Source organism: Marmoricola sp. URHA0025 HA25 (genome assembly GCF_054059435.1).
The window spans coordinates 1,551,538-1,570,724 of the sequence record NZ_JBSSCD010000001.1 but is presented as its reverse complement, the minus strand read 5'-3'; the positions used below and the strand labels follow the sequence as shown (position 1 = coordinate 1,570,724).

Here is a 19,187-nt window from a genome sequence, read left to right as displayed (position 1 = left end):
GGACCACCAACCGAGGAGCCAGCGCCATGACCACGAAGATCACGCTCATCTACGACAACCCTCTCGATCCCGAGGCGTTCGAAGCGGGGTACGGCGCACAGCTCGCGTCGGCGAAGAAGATCCCCGGGATCCAGAGGATCGAGACGTCGAAGGTATGGCCGAAAGAGGATGGGAGTCCTACCCCGGCGTACCGGATGGTCGACCTGTACTTCGCCGACTACGACGCCGCGAGCCAGGCCGTGACGACCGACGAGGCCAGCGCGTTCTTCCCGAGTGTCTTCGCGCTCGCGACAGGTGGGGTCCGGATCGCCTTCGCAGACGTCGAGACCGACAGCGAGCAGCGGCCGCGCCCATGAGCCGCTACATGCGCACGAGCGGCCACCGGAGCGGTCCGATCGTGGTGGCGGTCGATGGACACGACGGCGACTGGAGCCCTCTGGAGTGGGCGGCATCGGAGGCCGCGACCCGTGGCCGACAGCTCCGCATCGTCTGCATCGTCGCCTCGCATGCCGTCGTGTTCGACCCCTACGGCGTCATCGCGCCTCAGCAGTGGGACGCGTCCGCACGTCGGACCGGCGAGCTGGTCCTCCAGGAAGCCACCCGACGCGCGGGCGACATCGACCCGCACCTCCGAATCTCCACGCGCCTGCACGTGGGTTTCGTGGACGCGGCGATCCTCCGAGAAGGACAGAACGCCGAGATGATCGTGATCGGTCGAGGCCGTGACATGGGTCGGCTCCTCGCTCGTTCGAGATCCCTGAGCCTGCGGGTCGCTCGCCATGCCAACAGCTCCGTTGTCGTCGTCGGGCCGGCGAACCGCTCTCGCCTGTGTGCGCACGGACACGTGGTCCTCGGGCTGGACGACTCCGGAGCACAGGCAGCGGCCCTCAGCTGTGCGTTTCTCGCCGCCCACCACGCCGATGTCCCCCTCGACGTGCTGCAGCGCCGGCCGGTGCCTGAGGTCCAGCACCAGATGGCGATGTGGCGCGACGTCTTCCCGGGAGTCGACGTGCACCAAGGCTTCGTGGGAGAGCGCCTTGCCGGCCGTCTCGTCTGCGCGTCTGAGGGTGCCAGCCTGCTGGTGCTGTCTTCCGGGCCGTCAGGCTTCCTGCACTTCTCGCCCTTCGAGGCGGTACGACGGGATGTGCTGCGCTCGGCACACTGTCCGGTGGCGGTCATCAGGACACCGTTCGAGGTGCCACGCGCCGGAGTCGCACCCCGCACTCGACGGGGCTCGGCCGCGTGGAGTACACGTTGACTCGAGCGCTCGACAGGGCGCTCGGAGGGAGCATCCATGGATGACCAGCAGGACGTTGACATCGACCCTTCTGTCCGGCCGAGCAGTGAGGGCTGCGTGGAATGCACCGCGAGCGAGGGCTGGTGGTTCCACCTGCGCCGATGTGCGCAATGCGGGCACGTCGGCTGCTGCGACTCGTCGATCGCCAGACACGCGACGGCGCACGTCGAAGCAACGGGCCACCCCATCGTGCGCAGCTTCGAACCGGGTGAGGACTGGTTCTACGACTACCGCACCGGTGACTTCGTTAACGCACCAGAGCTCGCGCCCCCGCACTCCCACCCGGAGGACCAGCCGGCGCCCGGTCCCGCCGGGAGAGTCCCGGCCGACTGGCAGCTCCAGTTGAGATGACCCAAGAGGGGACTTTGCTCAGCAGCCGCCCAAGGGCTCAAGTTCCAGGACGCCATCCGCGGCCGGATCCGCGGCGCAGCGGCGGGCGCACTCGCCCAGTGGCCACGCGACGGGGTTGGCGCGAGAAGTGCGGAAATAGGCCCCCCGGGCACTCAAAGGCGAAACCCCGCCCGACCTGTTTCGCAGGTCAGGCGGGGTCCGGTGGCTCCCCCGGTTGGACTCGAACCAACAACCCTCCGGTTAACAGCCGAATGCTCTGCCAGTTGAGCTACAGGGGATCGCGCCCGCAAAGATTAGCAACACACCGGGAGGGTTGCTAAATCGGCCGGACCTCACTCCCCGACGTCCTCGCGGGCGCTTCGCAGTAGGCCCTCGGCGGCCTCGACGACCGCCGGGTCGGCTGGGTCGACCCCCTCGTCGTACTCGTGCATCCAGGTGATCGGGCCGCCGACCGGCGAGCGCCGGCCGATCACCTTCAGGCCGCGCTTGCCCGCCATGACGTGCCCCCGCTGGAGGACGACGCTGGCCGTGACCCGCTCGCGGATCAGCTGCAGCAGCGTGGCCGGCTCGACCTCGGGAAGCGTGTACACGTACGACGGCCGCGGCTCGCCGTACCGGCCGACCTCGGTGACTCGCAGGCGGGATCCCTCGCGGTCCCAGTCGGCCCCTTCGACCTGCTCCCAGGGGATCCGGGTCGCGGCTGAGCTGGATCCACCCGGGACGACGTGCAGGGCAGACCTGGTGCCGACCAGCCAGGTGCCGTCCACGGTCTCCGCGGACGCCAGCGGACGACCGTCGACGCGGGCGGCCACGTCGACGGGCAGCGCCGACCGCCGCAGCCTCACTCGCCCGCCAGCGCGCGCTCGCGCAGATCGCGGCGGTGCTGCTCGAGGGCGACCAGCTCGCCGAACATCCGGTTGTACTCCGGCGCCTCGTCGACGGGGTTGGTGCGCTGCAGCCGGGACTTCAGCTCGGCGATCCGGCGCAGGGCCGTCAGCTCGCGCAGCCGGTTGACGTGCTGGGCGGCGTACGCGGGCGTCGGGTCCTTCGACGTGCGCACCTCCTCGACCGCGAGTGCGGTGAGCAGGCTCCGGAGGCGCTCGTCGGACGTCGCGGCGTGCAGCCTCGCGGTCCACTGGCCGTCGGCGCTGGCAACTCCTCCGGCCGCCGTGACCACGGCCCAGACGGCGCGGTATGCCGGATGGGTGAAGTCGTGCTCGTCGACCTCACCGAGCAGCGGCGCGATCGCCGCGGGGTGCTGGGCCACCAGCTTGAGCGTCTCGCGCTCGAGGGTGAACCGGGGGTCGCGCGCATCGGGCAGGTCGGCCGCGGGCCGCGCAGGGGCGGTCGCCGGCGCTGCCGCAGCGCCCGCGCGCCCGGCTGCTCGGCGTACCTCCCGCTGGACGTCGTTCGGGTCGATGCCGAGCATGCCGGCCAGCTCGCGCGCGAACGCGTCGACCTTCGAGCGGTCGCGGATCGCGGTGACCAGCCGGGCGGCGTCGCGCATCGCGTCGATGCGCCCGTCGGCGCGGTCGAGGTCGTAGCGCGAGACGACGTTGCCGAGCACGAAGCGGTACAGCGGCACCCGTCGCGCCACCAGCTCGCGGACGGCGGCGTCGCCCTCCTGCAGCCTCAGGTCGCACGGATCGAGGCCGGACGGCTCGACGGCGACGTACGTCTGGCCGGCGAAGTTCTGGTCGCCCTCGAACGCGCGCAGTGCCGCCTTCTGCCCTGCCGCGTCGCCGTCGAAGGTGAAGATGACCTCGCCGCGGAACTCGTCGTGGTCCTGGAGCAGCCGCCGGATCACGCGCCCGTGATCCTCACCGAACGCGGTGCCGCAGGTGGCGACGGCGGTCTTCACACCGGCGAGGTGGCAGGCCATCACGTCGGTGTAGCCCTCGACGATGACCGCCTGGCTGGCCCGCGCGATCTCGCGACGGGCGAGGTCGATGCCGTAGAGCACGTGGCTCTTCTTGTAGATCGGCGTCTCGGGAGTGTTGAGGTACTTCGCCTCGATCCGGTCGTCGTCGAAGATCCGGCGCGCCCCGAAGCCGATGACGTCGCCACTGCTGTCGCGGATCGGCCACATCAGCCGGCCACGGAACCGGTCGTAGAGGCCGCGGTTGTTGTCGCCGGCCAGGCCACTGGCGACCAGCTCGTCCTCGCGGAATCCCTGCCCGCGCAGGTGCTTGACCAGGTCGTCACCGCCGCGCGGGGAGAACCCGACCCCGAAGGTGGCCGCGGCGTCCTGGTCGAAGCCGCGCTCCCCCAGGAACTTGCGAGCCGCCGCGGCGTCCGGCGAGCTCGCCAGCAGCTCGGCATACCAGGCGGCGGCGAGCTTGTGCGCCTCGACCAGCCGCGGACGCTGCGGTCCGCCGGTCGCGCGCTGCGGGCCGCCCTCCTCGTAGCGGAGCTGCACGCCGACCTTGTCGGCCAGCCGCTCGACGGTCTCTGTGAAGCCGAGCCCGTCGATGTCCATCACGAACTTGATGACGTCGCCCCCGGCATTGCAACCGAAACAATGGAACATGCCCCTCGACGGGGTCACGTTGAACGAAGGGGACTTCTCGTCGTGAAAGGGACACAGCCCCTTGAGGTTGCCCCCGCCCGCGCTCTTGAGAGTCACGTACGCCGAGATCACGTCGTCGATGCGCGCCTTCTCGCGAACCTCCGCGATGTCCTCGTCCCTGATCCGGCCCGCCACGGCGCGATCCTACGTCCCGCCGCCGACCACGCGGGCCGAAGGACAGGGTCCCGGCTCAGCGGCCCTGGTCGACGAACCCGGACTCGTAGGCCGCCACGACGGCCTGGACCCGGTCGCGCACGCCGAGCTTGGCGAGGATCCGCGCCACATGCGTCTTCACCGTCGTCTCCGCGACGACGAGCTCCTCGGCGATCTCGGCGTTCGACAGGCCGCGGGCCAGCAGCTGGAGGACCCCGAGCTCGCGCTCGGTCAGGCTCCTCAGCTCCTCCGGCAGCTCCGCCGGGGGCTTCGCCTCCGCATCGGCGAACGCCTCGACGAGGCGTCGGGTGATCGACGGTTCGATGAGCTCGTCGCCTGCCGCCGCTGCCCGCACGGCGCCGACCAGGCGCGACGAGGGCGCGTCCTTGAGCAGGAAGCCGCTCGCGCCGACGCGCAGGGCCCGGTAGACGTACTCGTTCAGGTCGAAGGTGGTGAGCACGACGACTCGCGGGGGGTCGGTCATCGCCATGATCTGCTCGGTCGCCGCGAGGCCGTCGAGCTCGGGCATCCGGATGTCCATCAGCACGACGTCCGGGCGGCTGAGCTGCGTGCGACGTACCGCCTCCGCACCGTCGGCCGCCTCGTCGACGACCTCGATGTCCGGCTCGGCATCGAGGATCACGCGGAAGCCCGCGCGCAGCAACTGCTGGTCGTCAGCGATGAGGACGCGGATGGGCACGCGCTCATTGTGGCGGTACGGCGCGTCCTCGCGTGTCCTCCTCGAGGATGACGCGCCGTCCGACAATCGCCCGCTGGACGGACGAGGACGACGGCGCCGGCTCCCTAGCGTCCGAGATGTGTGGGGGACCCACTCCCGAACGAACCGAGAGGACAGGACGATGGACGGAATCTTCAAGGACGTGCGACGGATGGACGCCGTGCTCGCGATCGCGCTGAGCGCCACGGGGGTGCTGCTCATGGTGATGAACGTCAACGCGGACGTCAGCGACACCAAGGACCTCGAGCACGCGATCACGAACCAGAGCTGGCTGATGGTGCCGGTGTTCCTGGGCGCGACCATCCCCGTGCTCTGGCGACGGCGCAACGTCCTGGTCGTGGCGCTCGCGTCGACCGTCGTCATGGGTCTGCACCTGCTCGCCTTCGACTGGGTGGTCCGCTGCGGCGCGGCGCTCCCGCTGAGCTTCGTGCTCGCCTACAGCGTCGGCAAGCTGGCCCAGCGGCGTGAGTCGTACGTCGGGATCGCCGTCGTGATCGTGGGACAGACCCTGTCGCTCGTGAAAGACTCGGCCGCAGGTCTCGGAATTCTGCCGTTCACCGCCGTGATCGCCCTGGCTGCCTGGGGCATCGGGCTCGTCGTCCAGCAGCAGACCGTCAAGCGCGCGGACCGGGCCGGCGCACGGACGCCCGCCGGCTCGCACGCCTGACGGGCACGAGCGACCGACCGGTGAGAGGACGCACCATGGATGCGACCAGAGCCTTGTTCCGGGGGGTCCGACCGCTCGACGTGGCGATCACGGCGGTGCTGACGTTCCTGGGTGTGCTCCTGATGAACATGCAGGTCGGCATGGAGGTCGGGAAGCCCGTCGACGGAGTCACGATCGACTCGAACACCGGCTGGCTCTACCTGTTCCTGGTTGCTCCCCTCGCTGCCCTCTGGTGGCGACGCAACGTCATCGCGGTCGTCCTCGTGGCGACCGCGGTGATGGTGCTCCACACCCTGTTGTTCGGTCAGGTGGTGCGGTGCGGCGCAGGCCTGCCGCTCGTCTTCGTGCTGTCGTTCTTCGCCGGCTACCAGGAGGACCGCTCCACCGCCTGGTGTGCACTCGCCGGTGCCCAGGTGCTGGGGTTCTCCGTGCTGATCCGCGACGCCCAGGTGGGGGTCGAGATCCTGCCGGTCGTGAGCGCGATGTCGGCCGGCGTCTGGTGGGTCGCCCGCCTCGCCCGCCGACGCTCGACGCTCGGGCGAGAGCTGCGTGTCCGGAACGAAGAGCTCCGGGCGCTGCGGGACCAGCGAGCCCTGCTCGAGGTGACGGGCGACCGCGCCCGGGTGTCCGGGGAGCTGGACTCGCTGCTCGACCGGCGGCTCCGCCAGCTGACCACGCTTGCGGAGGCCGGGGCACGCACCGCGGACCCGGCGGCCGCGGAGGCCCTGCTCACCCGGATCGAGGACGAGGGCCGACGCACCCTCGACGAGATGCGTGATGTCGTCGGCCGGCTGCGCGGGGGCGAGGTGGCCCTGTCGCCCGCGCCGTCCGTCGCCCACCTGGACGCCCTTCTCGCCCAGCACGGCAACCAGCTCGTCGTGACCGGCGACCCCAGGAGCCTGCCGGCGAGCGTGGAGCTGTCGGCGTACCGGATCGTCGAGCACCTGCTCGGCGTCCTGGACCGCGACGGCGAGCCGCCGGTCGACGTGCGCATGGACTTCGAAGGTGGCTCTCTCGAGGTGACCGTGACGGGACGAGTGTCGCGTGGGGCCGACGTCCGGGACGCAATCGCCCGAGCGCGGGAGAGGGCGCGCCTCCAGGACGGCAGCCTCCACGTCAAGCTGACCCGCGGACGTGCCCGCGCTGTCGCGCGCCTCCCGGTCACGATCTGAGGTCCGGGGTGCGCCGCCTCGAGACGCCGCTCATCGCGCTCGTCGCGATCCTGCTGACCGCGGTCCCCTCGTTCTTCACCGATGCGGTGGACGGCGCCAGCTGGCCCCACTCCGGTCCGGACTGGATCGGCTGGGGCGCCCTGGTCGCGTCCGCGATGTCGCTGGTGCTGTGGCGGCGACATCCCGGCTGGACGCTGGTCGTCGGCTGCGGCGGGACCCTCGTGTGCACCGTGACGAACGTGGAGCCGAGCGACGCGGGCCTGGTGATCCTGCCGACGCTGGCGCTGGTGGGGGCATACAGCTGGGGAGGGCGCACGGCGATCGCGGTCGGGCTCGGGCTCCTCATCTGGCTGGAGGCCCTCTACCTCGCGACCGGTGAGACGGGACCTGCGTTGGCGATCTTCACCCTGCCGGGGTACATCGGCGGCGTGGTGCTCCGCCGGGTGCACGAGACCGCGGCTCAGCTGGAGCTGCGGAGCCGCGAGCTGGAGGAGGAGCGCGGGCTGTTCGCCGAGCTCTCCGTGCGCAACGAAAGGACCCGGATCGCCTCGGAGCTGCACGACATCATCGGGCACGCGCTGAGTGTCATGGTCGTCCAGGCCGCGGCCGGCCAGCGGCTCGCGGCACGCGACCCGGCCGCGACGACCGAGGCGTTCGAGGTGATCGCCGAGTCCGCCCGCCGGGGTCGCGAGGATCTCGGTCGACTGGTCGACCTGCTCGGCGGCGAGCCCGTCGAGGCGCCCGACCTGTCCCTGATCGACGAGGTGATCTCACGCGCCGCACGCAGCGGGCTGGCCGTGACCTGCCGTTTCGAGGGCGATCGCGACGGCGTGCCGGCGCCCGTCGCCCACGCGGCCTTCCGGGTCGTGCAGGAGGGACTCACGAACGCGCTCCGGCACGCGCCCGGTGCGGCCGTCCAGGTCCTCGTCCGTGGTGCGGGACGCGGCTTGACCGTCAGGGTCGTCAACGACGCCCCCTCGGGCGCCTCGCCCGGGATCGTCGGCACCGGTCAGGGCCTGGCCGGCCTTCGCGCCCGGATCCAGCAGCTCGGCGGCTCGCTCGACGCCGGAGCGGTCGCTCGCGGCGGCTGGCAGCTCGAGGCTCGTCTGCCGGTGTAGCCCACCCCCGGGTCAACCCAGGTGCGCTTGCTGGAGCAGCGCGCCGAGCTGGTCCGAGTCGAGCACCGGGGTCTCACGGGTCGTGGACGTGTCCTTCTCCCCCATCGCGTTGTACGCCGTCGCGGAGATGTGCAGGCCGCCGGTCGTCCACAGGTCGGCGTGCGCGCCGACGATCGCGGAGTCGCCGCCGCCCGACGCCGGCTCGGGCGCCGTGAACGTGCTCAGCCAGGAGCCGTCGGCCAGCCGGTGGCAGTCGCCCGGGGCCGCGGAGCAGGGGTCCGCCGCCACCTGCGCCTGCTTGGCAGCGGCTGCGTCCGACGACGTGCCGTCCTTCGCCAGGCTTGCTGCGTCGAGGAACCGCGAGTCGGCGTACTCGACGAGCACCGAGACCTGGCCGGCGCCCGAGCCGTCGTCCGGCGTCACGCTCCAGGACGCGGCGACGAACCCCCTGCCGGTGCTTCCCCAGCTGTCGAGCAGCCGGCTCTGACCGGGCATCCTCACGACGCCGCCACTCGCCAGCGTGTCCCGCGAGGGGAGGTCCGAGCGCACGGACGTCTGGTGCGGGGTCTGCTTGTTCTGGGAGGTCGCCGCGACGGAGCCGTTCGAGCGCGCGTCGCCGCCGACGTACGACGGCACGACGATCGCGGTGACGCCGACGGCGGCAACCGCTCCGGCAGCCGCCAGCCCGGTCGCCACCCGGCGTCGGGTGCGCAGCCTGCGCCCACGGACCATGCCGCGTGCCACCAGTCCGGAGACGTCGGGGCGGAGGTCGTCGGTGGCGCGTTCCATCAGCTGGGTGAGGTCGTTCATGGTCGTTCTCCTGTCGTCACGATGAAGTCGGCTCCGAGGTGCTCCCGGACCCGGGCGAGCGCCCGCGTCGCGCGGCTGCGGGCCGCGTTCTCGCTCAGGCCCAGCTCGGCGGCGACCGAGGCGACCGTTTGGTCGAGCAGGTAGCGCATCACCAGCACCGCCCGGTCGGTGCGGCCCAGCTCGCCGAGCGCCGAGATGAGCGTGAGCCGCAGGTCGTGATCGGCCGATCGAGACCGTCCCTCCGGCAGGTCGGCGCTCGGCAGCTCCGCGGAGCTCAGCCTGCGCCGGCCGGTCACGAAGACCCGGAAGAGCACCGTCTGCACGTACGCCGCCGGGTTCTCCGCGGTCGACACGTGGCGCCAGCGGCTGAACACGCGGGCGAACGTCTCCTGCACGAGGTCCTCGGCCGCCCACTGGTTGCCGCAGAGCAGCCACGCGGCCCGGTACAGCTCAGGCGCACGTGCCGTGGCGAACTCCTCGAACTCCTGGTCGTCCACGGCACCTCCGTCTCCCGCACTCCAGCCGGTCACCCAGTACGACGCTCTGGCTTCCCGAAATGTGTCACGACGGCTCGCCGCGCGGGGATTCAACCGACGGGTTCGGGTAGTTGGGGGGCATGACCCAGCAGACGCAACCCTCGCGCGCCGACGCTGAGCCGACGATCGGTGCGCTGGTCCACCAGCTGTCGGAGGAGATCCCCCAGCTGGTCCGCTCCGAGATCCGCCTCGCCCAGGCGGAGGTCACCCAGAAGGGCCGCCGGGTCGGGATGGGCATCGGGATGTTCAGCGCCGCCGGGCTACTGGCGTTCTTCGGGGTCGCGACGCTGGTGGCCACCGCCGTGCTCGCGCTGGCCGAAGCACTCCCCGCCTGGCTGTCCGCGCTGATCGTGGCCGCCGCGCTGCTCGTCGTCGCCGCGGTCTTCGGGCTCGTCGGCAAGCACCGGGTCAGCGAGGGCCAGCCGCTGAAGCCCGAGCGCGCCGTCGCCGGTGTCCGCGAGGACGTCGCGGTCCTCAAGCAGGTCAAGCCGTGAGCACCGAGGTCAGCCACAACGGGTTGAGCGCCTCCGCGATCGAGGCGGACATCGTCCGGCAGCGCGAGCAGCTGGCGCAGACCATCGACGCGCTGAGCCACAAGCTGGACGTCAAGAGCCGGGCCGAGCACAAGGTCGCCGACCTGAAGGCTGCTGCCACCACCGGATCCGGTCGACCACGCCCGGCGCTCGTGGCCGCCGCCGTGGTGGTCGCCGGCAGCGTGGCGCTCCTGGTCTGGTGGCGACGGCGCGACTGATCCGGGCATCCGCCCACGAGATTCCACCAACCGGCTCCACCAGGGAGGAACCATGAAGAAGCTGATGTTCGTCACGGCATTCGGGGCGGGCTACGTGCTCGGCGCCAAGGCGGGGCGCGAGCGGTACGAGCAGATCCGGCGGATGACGCTGAGGATCAAGAACAACCCGACCGTCCAGGAGACGGCCCACAGCGCCGCCGACAAGGCGCGCGAGCAGGCACCCGTCGTCGGGCACAAGCTGGCCGACGCAGCCGGCACCGTCGCCGACAAGGCCAAGCACGCCGCGCACCTGGGGAACCACAACGGGCACGACGCCAACGACCCGGCCGCTCCGGCGGGCTCGCAGTTCGAGAACCGGCCGTTCCCCGGTACGACGAGCTAGCGAGCTAGTAGTCCCCGCTCACCTGGTTGTCCAGCGGAAGGCCGCGCGCGAACAGCTCGAGCTGCGACCGGACCACCCGGTAGGCCCGCGGCCACATGGCGCTGCTGGCGCCGCCGACGTGCGGTGAGACCAGCAGGTTCGGCGCGCTCCAGAGCGGGTGACCGGCGGGCAGCGGCTCAGGGTCGGTGACGTCGAGCGCCGCCCGCACCCGGCCTTCACGGAGTGCATCGAGGAGCGCGTCGTGGTCGACGACGCTGCCCCGCGACACGTTCACCAGGAGGGCCCCGCGCTTCATCCGGGCCAGGAATCCCGCGTCCACCAGGTGTCGCGTCTGTGGCGTGCCGGGCACGATCAGCACGACCACATCGGCGTCGGGGAGCAACGAGGCCAGCTCGTCGATGCCGTGCACGCCGGGTCGTGGGTGCCGGGCCACCCGGACCACGTCGGCCTCGAACGGCAGCACCCGCGCCTCGATCGCTGCCCCGATCTGGCCGTGGCCGACGATCAGGACGCGCTTGTCCGCGAGCGACTCGCGCCGGTCGGGGCGCCACTCCCCGCGTCCTGCGCGTGGACGAAGTCCGGGACGCCGCGCAGGCTGGCGAGGATCAGGGTGAGCGTGAGCTCGGCGGTCGAGGTGTCGTGGATGCCGCGCCCGTTGCAGAGCACGACTCCGGGCGGGAGAGCTCCGCGGATGTGGTCGACCCCGGCGGTCAGCGTCTGGACCACGCGCAGCCGCGGGAGCTGCCTGAACAGCGCGGGATCCGCGGCTCCCATCTGGTACGACGGCACGTACAGCTCGACCTCGGCGGCACTGTCGGGCAACGGTTCGCCGGGCTCGGGGCGCACCGTATCGAGGCGCAGACCGGGGATCGGATCGCCGAGGTGGTCGGCCGAGAACGGCAGCCAGACCAGCGGCTCGCTCATGCCGGCATCCGGCCGGTCAGGCGGGCATGCCAGGCCACCGCGCTCGCATCGGTCAGGGACGCGATCTGGTCGACCAGCACGCGAGTGCGCCCCGCGTCGTCCGTCGCGCGGGCATGGTCGTCGCGGAACGGCGCGTCCAACGCGCGGCCGTCGGAGGTCACCAGCGCGTCGAAGAGCTCCCCGACGAGCTCGCGCTGTCGCTCCATGATCCGCGACCGCGCGTCGGTGCGCATCACGTAGTGGGCGGCGATGCCTTTGAGCACCGCGATCTCGTGCACCGTGTCGTCGGGCACGACGAGGTCTGCGCTGTGTCGCACGAGCGGCGAGTCGCCGTAGCGGTCGCGGGTGGCGGTGTGCACGTGTCCGCAGAAGACGCCGATCAGGTCGCTGGTCAGGTTCTTGAGCACGGCGAGCGCACCCCGCGTCCCGTCGTACGGCGTGCCGGGCCGGGTGCCGACCGCCCGCAGCCGGGCCAGCGCCTCGACGAGCGCAGCGTCCTCGACACCCGGCAGGTACCAGTCGCGGACCGTCGCGCACACCGCCGCGAGCTCTTCCGGGCTGTCGATCACGGCCAGGTCGATGTGGCCGCCGACGATGCCGTCCTCGAGGTCGTGCACGGAGTAGGCGACGTCGTCGGCGAAGTCCATGACCTGCGCCTCCAGGCAACGCCGCGACCCGGTGACGCCTTCGCGCAGCCAGCGGAACGCCGGCAGGTCGTCGGCGTACACCCCGAACTTCCCTGACCCGCCGGTGGTCGAGCCCGCCGAGCCGGTCTCGCGCGGCCACGGGTACTTGGTGCAGGCATCGAGCGTCGCCCGGGTCAGGTTGAGCCCGATCGACCGGCCCTCGGCGTCGGACGACTTGGCCTCCAGTCGGGTGAGGATCCGCAAGGTCTGCGCATTGCCCTCGAATCCGCCACAGCTCTCCGCGAGGCGGTCGAGGACTGCCTCGCCGTTGTGCCCGAAGGGTGGGTGCCCCAGGTCGTGGGCGAGGGCGGCGGTCTCGGCGAGGTCGGGGTGGCAGCCGAGCGGGTGTGCGATGTCGCGGGCCACCTGGGCGACCTCGAGGCTGTGAGTGAGCCGGTTGCGCACGAAGTCGTCGTCCTGCGGCCCGAGCACCTGGGTCTTCGCGGCCAGCCGGCGCAACGATGCGGAGTGCACGACCCGGGCGCGATCACGCTCGAACGGCGTCCGCACGGGGGCCGGGACCCGCTTGGCCGGCTCCTCGACGATGCGGGCACGCGCGTGCTCGTCGTACAGCTCGTCCCAGTCGACCACGGCCCGAGGCTACTGCGCCCTGGGGACGGTGAGGTCTAGCATCCGGGGAAGTCGAACGTCTGGGCAACCACTATCGGGGGTCGGCATTGCTCAAGGTCATCCGGCACCGCCCGGTGCAGGCCTGCGTGATCGTCGCCCTGTCCGCGCTGGTGACGGCGTGCGCGGTGTTCACACCGCTCTACCAGCGTGCGCTCGACCAGGCATCGGTCCAGGTCGAGCTCGACCGGGCGGCGCCCGGTGCGTCCGGCCTGCAGCTCACGGCGTCGGGCATCCTCCCGACCATCTACAGCGCGCAGACCACACCGATCGCCGCACCGACGCCGGCAGAGCTCGAGGAGCTGATCCCGCAGGCGGTACGCCGGTCCTTCGGCGCGCCGGTCAACGCCCGGTTCGTCGGCCTGAGGATGCCCTCCGATGCCGCCCAGCCGACCGACGGCTCGCTGCTCTGGCGCGCCGGCGCCTGTGCCCATCTGCAGCTGGTCTCCGGCGCGTGTCCCGCAGCCGCCAGCGAGATCGCCGTGAGCAGCGCCGACGCGAAGAATTTCGGCTGGTCCGCCGGCAGCGTCATCCCCGTCGTGGAGTCGCAGCCCGGACAGACCCGCGGCCCACCGCAGCCGACGGTCCCGCTCACCGTGTCCGGCGTCTACCGCCCGCCGACCGACCGCTACTGGGCCGGCTGGCACCTGGTCGGCGCCTCGGGCACGCAGTCGGACGAGAGGGTCGTCTTCCACGACACGTGGGTCACCGACAGTGCGACGTTCGGCTCGTCCCAGCCCTGGCGCAACCCGAGCAGCCGGATCGACCTTCCGGTGGACCGCGAGAAGATCGGCGTCGACGAGCTGCTCGCGCTCGAGCCGGCGCTCGCGCACTTCCAGCGCGAGCTGCGCCGGCGGCCGACCGACAGGGGGCTCGTGCGCGCCGACACCGGGCTCGCCGCCGTCGCCGATCGGGTGCAGGTCGCGCAGGACCAGTCGCGGATCACCATCCCGGCGCTGATGGTGCCGCTCGGGCTGCTCGGGCTGGTCGTGCTCTGGATGGCGGTCGGCGCCGGCGCGGAGCAGCGTCGCCCCGAGGTGGCGGTGGCCCGGCTGCGCGGCCGGGGCGTCAGGGGGGCGCAGGCGCACCTGCTGCGCGAGCTGCTGCCCACGGTGCTGGCCGGCGTACCTCTCGGTGCGGGGGTGGCGTTCGCGCTCTCCTGGCCCGTGCGCCACGTCCTGCTCCCCGGCGACGTGTCGCTGGAGGTGCAGCGACCGGTCTGGCTCGCCCTGATGCTCTCCGTCGCTGCCGTCACCGCGACCGCCGTGCTCGTCAGCGCGAGCATCAGCCGCGAGCCGATCGTGGCGCTGCTGCGCCGGGTTCCCGCCCGGCGTTCCGGCTGGAGCCTGGGCACGCTCGACGCGATGCTCGTGACCTTCGCGGCGTCGATCCTGGGGGCGTTCGCGACCGGCCGGCTGACCGGCCCCGTGGCCGTGGCGGCGCCCGCCGTCCTGGCGCTGGCGGCGGGCCTGGTGCTGGCCCGTCTCCTGGTGCCGGTCGCGACCCGGGCCGGCCGCTCGCTCCTGGCTCGCGGCGCCACCGGCACCGGCGTCGCCTTCCTCCAGGTGGCCCGCAGGCCCGGCGTCCGGGCGACGATCGCGCTCCTCACCGTGTCGGCGGCCATCTTGCTGTTCGCCGCCGACGCGGTGACCGTGGGCGACCGCAACCGTGAGCTGACCGCGCGGCAGCAGGTCGGCGCACCCATGGTGGCGACCGTGTCGGGCGGCACCGTCCGGTCCGTCCGCGACGCCCTGGCCGAGGTCGGCCCGGGCCGCACCCGGATGACGACCGTGGTCGTGCAGCACCCTCTCAGCGACGACGACCAGAGCAACCTCTTCGTGGACCGTGCTGCCTTCCTCCGGATCGCGACGTTCCCCGACGCCCGGAAGGCGCTCGCTGCCGTCCACCGTCTCGACGGCCCCGAGACCAAGCCGGTCAACGTGGTCGGACACAGCCTCGCCGTCGACGTCAGCACCGAGAGCTTCTACAAGGGCTCGAGCCGGTCGGTGTCGCTGGCCGTGAGGTTGCTGCAGCACGACGGCCGGGTGGTCTCGGTCCGGCTCGGTGACCTCCCGACCGGGAAGTCACCGGCGACGACCCATCAGGCTTCGATCGACTGTGCGGACGGATGTGTCCTGACCGGCTGGCAGGTCCTCACCGACCCGGGCAACGCCGGCACCGGCCGGGTGACCGTCAGCTCAGCACGCACCGACGACGGCCAGGCCGTCGACCTCGGGGCCACCGCCGACTGGGCGGTCAGCGGCTCCGACTCGTCGAGCGGCTCCCGGATCCAGGCACTCGATGCGGGTTCGCAGTCCTTGACGATGTACGTGACCAGCAACGGCTCGAGCGAGCTCACCCTCGCACACCGCTGGGTCCCGACCAGCCTGCCGGTAGCGGTCAGCGGGAAGCTGCCGCCGGACAGCGAGCGCGGCCGCTTCAGCGGCGCGGGGCTCGACGGCGTGGACCGGCCGATGACCGCCGCTGCCCGGCTGCCGTGGCTGCCGGCCAGCACCAGCAACGCGACCCTCGTCGACCTCGACCTAGCCCTTCGCTCCGGGATGCAGCTCGGCGACCAGGCCGAGCTGCAGGTCTGGTTCGACCGAGAGGACCGTCACGCCCTGGCGGCGGTCACCGATGCCCTCGAGTCGGGCCACATGGAGGTCACCGCGGTGTCGACGTACTCCGAGGCCCGCAGGCTGCTCGACCGCACGTCCGCCACCTGGAGCATGCAGCTGGGCGTGCTGGTGGGCGTGGCGTGCCTGGTGGTCGCCGCGCTGGGCCTGGCGATCGCGGGTGCAGCGACCTGGCGGTCCCGCGCACGCGATCTCGCGATCATGAGGCTCAACGGGCTGCCGGCAGGCGACGTACGCCGGATCTCCGTCGGCGAGCAGCTGCCGATGGTCGTGGTCTCGGTGCTGATCGGTGCCGGCACCGGCGTCCTCGCCGCCCACTACGCCCTGCCGACGCTGCCGCTGCTCCCGGACGATCCGGCGGTCGACCTGGTCGACCTCTCGGCGGCCTGGGGCCCGGTCGCCGTCCTCACCGTGGTCACGGCGGTCGCCCTGTGCACGGTCGGACTGCTCATCGCGGCACTCGTGGCCCGCCGGGCGAGCCTGGACCGCGTGGTCGGTGCACCGTGACCGGCACCGCTGTGAGCACGCGCAGGCTCGTGCACATCTACCGCACCGAGGGCCACGACGTGGCCGCGCTCGCCGGGGTGGACCTGACGCTCCTGGCTGGCGAGTTCATCGGGCTCCTCGGGCCGTCCGGGTCGGGCAAGTCGACGCTGCTCAGCCTGCTCGGCGGGCTCTTCCGGCCGAGCGCGGGCCAGGTCCACATCGGTGATCTCGAGCTGTCGGCCGCGACCACCCAGCAGCTCGACGACCTGCGGGCGCACACCGTGTCGCTCCTGCTCCAGGGTGCCCGTCGCAACCTGCTGCCGTACTACTCGCCGCGTGAGAACGTCGCCTTCGCGCAGCGGGCAGCCCGGCGACGTGGTTCGGCGAACCTGCGCGATCCCGACGAGGTCCTGTCGTCGGTCGGGCTCGAGCCGCACGGAGGCGCCGAGCTCCGGTCGCTGGGTGCCGACCAGCTCCAGCTGACGGCGCTCGCGGTGGCGCTGGCGCCAGGGCCCGGAGTGCTCCTCGCCGACGAGCCGACCGGCCAGCTCGACCACCGCTCCAGGGACGCCGTGCTGGACACGTTGTCGCGGATCAACCGCGACTGGGGCACGACGATCGTCCTGGTCACCCACGACGCCGACGTGGCCGCGGCGCTCCCCCGCACCGTCACGATCCGGGACGGCCGCATCGGAGGTGAGGGACGCAGCGGCGAGGAGTACTCCGTGGTGAGCGCCGACGGGTTCCTCCCCCTCCCGACCCATGTCCGCGCCGACCTCCCGCCGGGGACGCTGGTGCGCTTCCACCCCGTCGAGGGGACCTACCACCTGCTCGTCGAGGACGGCACGGGCAGCAGCGAGCCCGGAGCCGGCACGGAGCAGAGCACATGACGGCGCAGACACAGTCCGGGGGCTCGCTCGACGCCACCGGCGTGGAGGTCCGGTACGCCGACCGGATCGGCCTCCGCGCACTCGACCTGACCCTGTTGCCGGGGACGATGGTCGCCGTGACCGGGTCGTCCGGGTCAGGCAAGTCGACGCTGCTGTGGGCGCTCGCCGGTGCCGTGCGGCCGACTTCCGGCAGCGTGAGCCTGGCCGGCGAGGAGGTCACCGGCCGGCAGCAGGCCAGCCGTCTCGGCATCGCCCTGATGCCGCAGGGCGGTGCGCTCGTCTCGACGCTGACCGCCGAGGAGAACGTCGTGGTCGGGCTCCTCGGCCAGGGTGTCCCGCCCACTGAGGTGCGCGAACGGGCCGCGGCGGCACTCGTCTCCGTCGGCCTCGGTGAGGAGGGAGGGCACCTCCCCGAGGAGCTCTCGGGAGGACAGCAGCAGCGGGCCGCTATCGCGGTCATGCTGGCGTCGCGTGCCCGCGTGCTCCTGGTCGACGAGCCGACCAGCGAGCTGGACGCGGCCAACCGCCAGCTCGTCCTCGCGACCCTGCGCGCGGCGGCCACCGCGGGTGCCGTCGTCGTGGTCGCCACCCACGATCCGGAGGCAGCCGAGCCGGCCGACGCCGAGCTGCGGCTCGACGAGGGCGTGGCGACCTGGGTGCGGAGCTAGAGCCAGCCGTTGCCGTCGGCGATCCGGACCGCCTCCGTGCGGTTGCCGGCTCCCGTCTTGCCGATCGCGCTCGAGAGGTGGTTGCGCACGGTGCCCTCCGACAGGAACAGCCTGGCGGCGATCGCCGCGGCCGACGAGCCGTCGCGCGCCGCCTGGAGCACCTCGGTCTCCCGGGCGGTCAGGGGCGACTCTCCTGCGACGAGGCTGTCGGTGGCGAGCGCCGGGTCGACGACGCGCAGGCCGGCGTGCACCCGGCGTACCGCGTCGGCGAGCTCGGCGGCCGGCGTGTCCTTGACCACGAAGCCCGACGCACCGGCCTGCAGGGCTCGACGAAGGTAGCCGGGCCGCCCGAAGGTCGTGACGATCAGCACCCGCACCTCGGGGAACTGCTCGCGGACGGCCGCGGCGGCGCTGATGCCGTCGAGGCCGGGCATCTCGACGTCGAGCAGCGCCACGTCGGGGCGGTGCTCGCGCACGGCGTCGAGCACGGCGTCGCCCGAGCCGACCTCCGCCACGACCTCGAGATCGGCCTCGAGGGCGAGCAGGGCGGCGAGCGCGCCGCGGACCAGCGCCTGGTCGTCGGCGAGGAGCAGCCGGATCACGCCTTCACCACCCTGAGCGAGAACCCGGGGTCGAGGGGCGCTGTGACCACAGCGGCGCCCACCGCCGCCGCGCGCTCCCGCAGGCCGATCAGCCCGTGGCCGCTGACGGTCGCCGCTCCCGGGCCACGCCCGTCGTCGGCGACCTCGACGCTCGACGGCGTCATCACGACCGTGCAGGTGCGCGCGTCGCTGTGCCTGACGACGTTGGTGACCCCCTCCCGGATCGTCCAGGCGAACAGCTCGCGCAGGTCGGTGGGCACGTCGTCGGTGGAGTTCGGCAGGTGTGCCTCGATCTCCGCCGCCTCGAGCGCGGTGCGGGCACGGGCGAGCTCGCCGGGCAGGGTGAGCTCGCGGTAGCCCTCCACCGCCCGCCGGACGTCGGCGAGCGCGTCGCGCGAGAGCCGCTCGAGATCTGTCACCTCGGCGCGGGCGCGCTCGGGGTCGACGTCGAACAGCTTCTGGGCGAGCTCGGCCTTGACGGTGATGACCGTCAGCGAGTGGCCGAGGATGTCGTGGAGGTCGCGTGCGAACCGGTTGCGCTCGTCCTCGAGGGCGAGCCGCGCGTTCTCCTCGCGGACGGCGAGCACCTCGATGTTGCGGTTGATCGCCTGCGAGATGCCCCAGATCGCCAGGCCGGCGACCAGGATGCCGAAGAGCAGCCCGCGGTCCTCCTCCCAGCCCGGGAGGACCACCGTGGAGCCGTACGCCGCCGCCGCCACGACGAGCGTGACCAGCCACGCCCACCGCGCGTTCAGGCAGATCATGCTCAGCACCGCGATGTAGACGGCGGTGGCGGAGCCCTTCTGCCCGACGGCGAGGCAGATGACCACCGCCAGCGCGATCTCGACGGCGATCGCGGCGACCCCGGCGGCGGTGGTCGGGGTCGCGCGGAACGGCGTACCGATCGGACGGCGGAACCGCAGTAGCAGGAACGCGCCGAGGTAGATCCCCGCGAAGAGGACCGTCGCGACGATGCCGACCCAGCCGGCTGCGGTGTCGCGCTTCTCCCAGCCGGCCTCGAGCGGGTTGAGCAGGTAGAACAGCCAGATCGCGGCGAAGATGCCGCCCCAGCGCCGCGGACCCTCGCCGGGGTCCACGGCAGCCGGGGCGGCGCTCGTCATGG

General features: G+C 72.4%; 22 protein-coding genes and 1 tRNA gene. 12 read left to right on the top strand and 11 right to left on the bottom strand.

Annotated features, from left to right (window positions below; translation table 11 throughout):
• Nucleotides 1–26 precede the first annotated feature (26 nt).
• The 3 genes from ACVW00_RS07695 to ACVW00_RS07685 are packed head-to-tail and all read left to right on the top strand — an operon-like array spanning nt 27 to nt 1,648.
• A complete protein-coding gene (locus tag ACVW00_RS07695; RefSeq protein WP_457110311.1) occupies nt 27–356 on the top strand; it encodes an EthD family reductase in 330 nt (109 codons plus the stop codon).
• Nucleotides 353–1,258 (top strand): universal stress protein, encoded by a 906-nt coding sequence (locus ACVW00_RS07690; protein ID WP_457110310.1) that lies wholly within the window; start codon nt 353–355, stop codon nt 1,256–1,258. Before ACVW00_RS07695 ends, ACVW00_RS07690 begins: the two co-directional genes overlap by 4 nt.
• A 36-nt stretch (nt 1,259–1,294) precedes the next feature.
• Nucleotides 1,295–1,648 (top strand): UBP-type zinc finger domain-containing protein, encoded by a 354-nt coding sequence (locus ACVW00_RS07685; RefSeq protein WP_457110309.1) that lies wholly within the window; start codon nt 1,295–1,297, stop codon nt 1,646–1,648.
• 202 nt (nt 1,649–1,850) lie between these two features.
• On the opposite strand, the gene ACVW00_RS07680 is transcribed toward ACVW00_RS07685, so the two are convergent.
• The 4 genes from ACVW00_RS07680 to ACVW00_RS07665 form a co-directional block, all read right to left on the bottom strand.
• Nucleotides 1,851–1,926: transfer RNA gene (locus ACVW00_RS07680), tRNA-Asn, on the bottom strand.
• A 54-nt stretch (nt 1,927–1,980) separates the two neighbouring features.
• Nucleotides 1,981–2,493 (bottom strand): hypothetical protein, encoded by a 513-nt coding sequence (locus tag ACVW00_RS07675; RefSeq protein WP_457110308.1) that lies wholly within the window; start codon nt 2,491–2,493, stop codon nt 1,981–1,983.
• Nucleotides 2,490–4,352, bottom strand: a complete 1,863-nt coding sequence (gene dnaG, locus ACVW00_RS07670; RefSeq protein WP_457110307.1) for a DNA primase — start codon at nt 4,350–4,352, stop codon at nt 2,490–2,492. Before dnaG ends, ACVW00_RS07675 begins: the two co-directional genes overlap by 4 nt.
• 55 nt (nt 4,353–4,407) lie before the next feature.
• On the bottom strand, nt 4,408–5,070 hold the full coding sequence (locus ACVW00_RS07665) for a response regulator transcription factor (protein WP_457110306.1): 663 nt from the start codon (nt 5,068–5,070) through the stop codon (nt 4,408–4,410).
• Between the two features lie 160 nt (nt 5,071–5,230).
• Between ACVW00_RS07665 and ACVW00_RS07660 the strand changes: the two genes are divergently transcribed.
• Genes ACVW00_RS07660 through ACVW00_RS07650 form a run of 3 tightly spaced genes read left to right on the top strand, consistent with a single transcriptional unit; the run spans nt 5,231 to nt 8,066 of the window.
• On the top strand, nt 5,231–5,776 hold the full coding sequence (locus ACVW00_RS07660) for a DUF7134 domain-containing protein (RefSeq protein ID WP_457110305.1): 546 nt from the start codon (nt 5,231–5,233) through the stop codon (nt 5,774–5,776).
• A gap of 35 nt (nt 5,777–5,811) precedes the next feature.
• A complete protein-coding gene (locus tag ACVW00_RS07655; RefSeq protein ID WP_457110304.1) occupies nt 5,812–6,948 on the top strand; it encodes a hypothetical protein in 1,137 nt (378 codons plus the stop codon).
• An 8-nt stretch (nt 6,949–6,956) separates the two neighbouring features.
• Entirely contained in the window at nt 6,957–8,066 is a 1,110-nt protein-coding gene (locus tag ACVW00_RS07650; RefSeq protein WP_457110303.1) for a sensor histidine kinase, read from the top strand.
• A 12-nt stretch (nt 8,067–8,078) separates the two neighbouring features.
• Here the strand turns inward: ACVW00_RS07650 and ACVW00_RS07645 are convergent, their stop codons facing one another.
• Nucleotides 8,079–8,876, bottom strand: a complete 798-nt coding sequence (locus ACVW00_RS07645; protein WP_457110302.1) for a hypothetical protein — start codon at nt 8,874–8,876, stop codon at nt 8,079–8,081.
• Nucleotides 8,873–9,373, bottom strand: coding sequence for a SigE family RNA polymerase sigma factor (locus ACVW00_RS07640; RefSeq protein ID WP_457110301.1), 501 nt, complete (start codon nt 9,371–9,373; stop codon nt 8,873–8,875). The genes ACVW00_RS07645 and ACVW00_RS07640 overlap by 4 nt, the downstream gene beginning before the upstream one ends.
• Nucleotides 9,374–9,492: 119 nt before the next feature.
• Here ACVW00_RS07640 and ACVW00_RS07635 point away from each other — a divergent pair, with 119 nt between their 5' ends.
• The 3 genes from ACVW00_RS07635 to ACVW00_RS07625 are packed head-to-tail and all read left to right on the top strand — an operon-like array spanning nt 9,493 to nt 10,545.
• Nucleotides 9,493–9,906 (top strand): phage holin family protein, encoded by a 414-nt coding sequence (locus ACVW00_RS07635; RefSeq protein WP_457110300.1) that lies wholly within the window; start codon nt 9,493–9,495, stop codon nt 9,904–9,906.
• A complete protein-coding gene (locus ACVW00_RS07630) occupies nt 9,903–10,163 on the top strand; it encodes a DUF3618 domain-containing protein (protein WP_457110299.1) in 261 nt (86 codons plus the stop codon). The genes ACVW00_RS07635 and ACVW00_RS07630 overlap by 4 nt, the downstream gene beginning before the upstream one ends.
• A 52-nt stretch (nt 10,164–10,215) precedes the next feature.
• Nucleotides 10,216–10,545 (top strand): hypothetical protein, encoded by a 330-nt coding sequence (locus ACVW00_RS07625; protein WP_457110298.1) that lies wholly within the window; start codon nt 10,216–10,218, stop codon nt 10,543–10,545.
• Nucleotides 10,546–10,549: 4 nt separating this feature from the next.
• Here the strand turns inward: ACVW00_RS07625 and ACVW00_RS07620 are convergent, their stop codons facing one another.
• The 3 genes from ACVW00_RS07620 to ACVW00_RS07610 are packed head-to-tail and all read right to left on the bottom strand — an operon-like array spanning nt 10,550 to nt 12,746.
• Complete coding sequence (locus ACVW00_RS07620; protein ID WP_457113086.1) at nt 10,550–11,050, bottom strand: NAD(P)-dependent oxidoreductase; 501 nt, start codon at nt 11,048–11,050, stop codon at nt 10,550–10,552.
• Nucleotides 11,050–11,469, bottom strand: coding sequence for a hypothetical protein (locus ACVW00_RS07615; protein WP_457110297.1), 420 nt, complete (start codon nt 11,467–11,469; stop codon nt 11,050–11,052). Before ACVW00_RS07615 ends, ACVW00_RS07620 begins: the two co-directional genes overlap by 1 nt.
• Nucleotides 11,466–12,746 carry a deoxyguanosinetriphosphate triphosphohydrolase gene (locus ACVW00_RS07610; protein WP_457110296.1) on the bottom strand — a complete coding sequence of 427 codons (1,281 nt, stop codon included), beginning with the start codon at nt 12,744–12,746 and terminating at the stop codon, nt 11,466–11,468. The genes ACVW00_RS07615 and ACVW00_RS07610 overlap by 4 nt, the downstream gene beginning before the upstream one ends.
• Nucleotides 12,747–12,832: 86 nt before the next feature.
• Here ACVW00_RS07610 and ACVW00_RS07605 point away from each other — a divergent pair, with 86 nt between their 5' ends.
• The 3 genes from ACVW00_RS07605 to ACVW00_RS07595 are packed head-to-tail and all read left to right on the top strand — an operon-like array spanning nt 12,833 to nt 17,462.
• Nucleotides 12,833–15,925: an FtsX-like permease family protein gene (locus tag ACVW00_RS07605; protein ID WP_457110295.1), complete on the top strand. Its 3,093-nt coding sequence runs from the start codon at nt 12,833–12,835 to the stop codon at nt 15,923–15,925.
• Nucleotides 15,922–16,794, top strand: a complete 873-nt coding sequence (locus ACVW00_RS07600) for an ABC transporter ATP-binding protein (RefSeq protein WP_457110294.1) — start codon at nt 15,922–15,924, stop codon at nt 16,792–16,794. The genes ACVW00_RS07605 and ACVW00_RS07600 overlap by 4 nt, the downstream gene beginning before the upstream one ends.
• A complete protein-coding gene (locus tag ACVW00_RS07595) occupies nt 16,791–17,462 on the top strand; it encodes an ABC transporter ATP-binding protein (protein ID WP_457110293.1) in 672 nt (223 codons plus the stop codon). Before ACVW00_RS07600 ends, ACVW00_RS07595 begins: the two co-directional genes overlap by 4 nt.
• On the opposite strand, the gene ACVW00_RS07590 is transcribed toward ACVW00_RS07595, so the two are convergent.
• Together ACVW00_RS07590 and ACVW00_RS07585 are read right to left on the bottom strand one after the other, a co-directional pair.
• On the bottom strand, nt 17,459–18,064 hold the full coding sequence (locus tag ACVW00_RS07590; protein WP_457110292.1) for a response regulator: 606 nt from the start codon (nt 18,062–18,064) through the stop codon (nt 17,459–17,461). The genes ACVW00_RS07595 and ACVW00_RS07590 overlap by 4 nt on opposite strands.
• Nucleotides 18,061–19,185: a sensor histidine kinase gene (locus tag ACVW00_RS07585; protein ID WP_457110291.1), complete on the bottom strand. Its 1,125-nt coding sequence runs from the start codon at nt 19,183–19,185 to the stop codon at nt 18,061–18,063. The genes ACVW00_RS07590 and ACVW00_RS07585 overlap by 4 nt, the downstream gene beginning before the upstream one ends.
• Nucleotides 19,186–19,187 lie beyond the last annotated feature (2 nt).

Coding starts and splice junctions, on each gene's coding strand:
- ACVW00_RS07660 (WP_457110305.1), top strand. CDS start 5,231: ATGGACGGAATCTTCAAGGACGTGCGACGGATGGACGCCGTGCTCGCG.
- ACVW00_RS07625 (WP_457110298.1), top strand. CDS start 10,216: ATGAAGAAGCTGATGTTCGTCACGGCATTCGGGGCGGGCTACGTGCTC.
- ACVW00_RS07685 (WP_457110309.1), top strand. CDS start 1,295: ATGGATGACCAGCAGGACGTTGACATCGACCCTTCTGTCCGGCCGAGC.
- ACVW00_RS07655 (WP_457110304.1), top strand. CDS start 5,812: ATGGATGCGACCAGAGCCTTGTTCCGGGGGGTCCGACCGCTCGACGTG.
- ACVW00_RS07615 (WP_457110297.1), bottom strand. CDS start 11,469: ATGAGCGAGCCGCTGGTCTGGCTGCCGTTCTCGGCCGACCACCTCGGC.
- ACVW00_RS07695 (WP_457110311.1), top strand. CDS start 27: ATGACCACGAAGATCACGCTCATCTACGACAACCCTCTCGATCCCGAG.
- ACVW00_RS07645 (WP_457110302.1), bottom strand. CDS start 8,876: ATGAACGACCTCACCCAGCTGATGGAACGCGCCACCGACGACCTCCGC.
- ACVW00_RS07635 (WP_457110300.1), top strand. CDS start 9,493: ATGACCCAGCAGACGCAACCCTCGCGCGCCGACGCTGAGCCGACGATC.
- ACVW00_RS07585 (WP_457110291.1), bottom strand. CDS start 19,185: ATGACGAGCGCCGCCCCGGCTGCCGTGGACCCCGGCGAGGGTCCGCGG.
- ACVW00_RS07690 (WP_457110310.1), top strand. CDS start 353: ATGAGCCGCTACATGCGCACGAGCGGCCACCGGAGCGGTCCGATCGTG.
- ACVW00_RS07595 (WP_457110293.1), top strand. CDS start 16,791: ATGACGGCGCAGACACAGTCCGGGGGCTCGCTCGACGCCACCGGCGTG.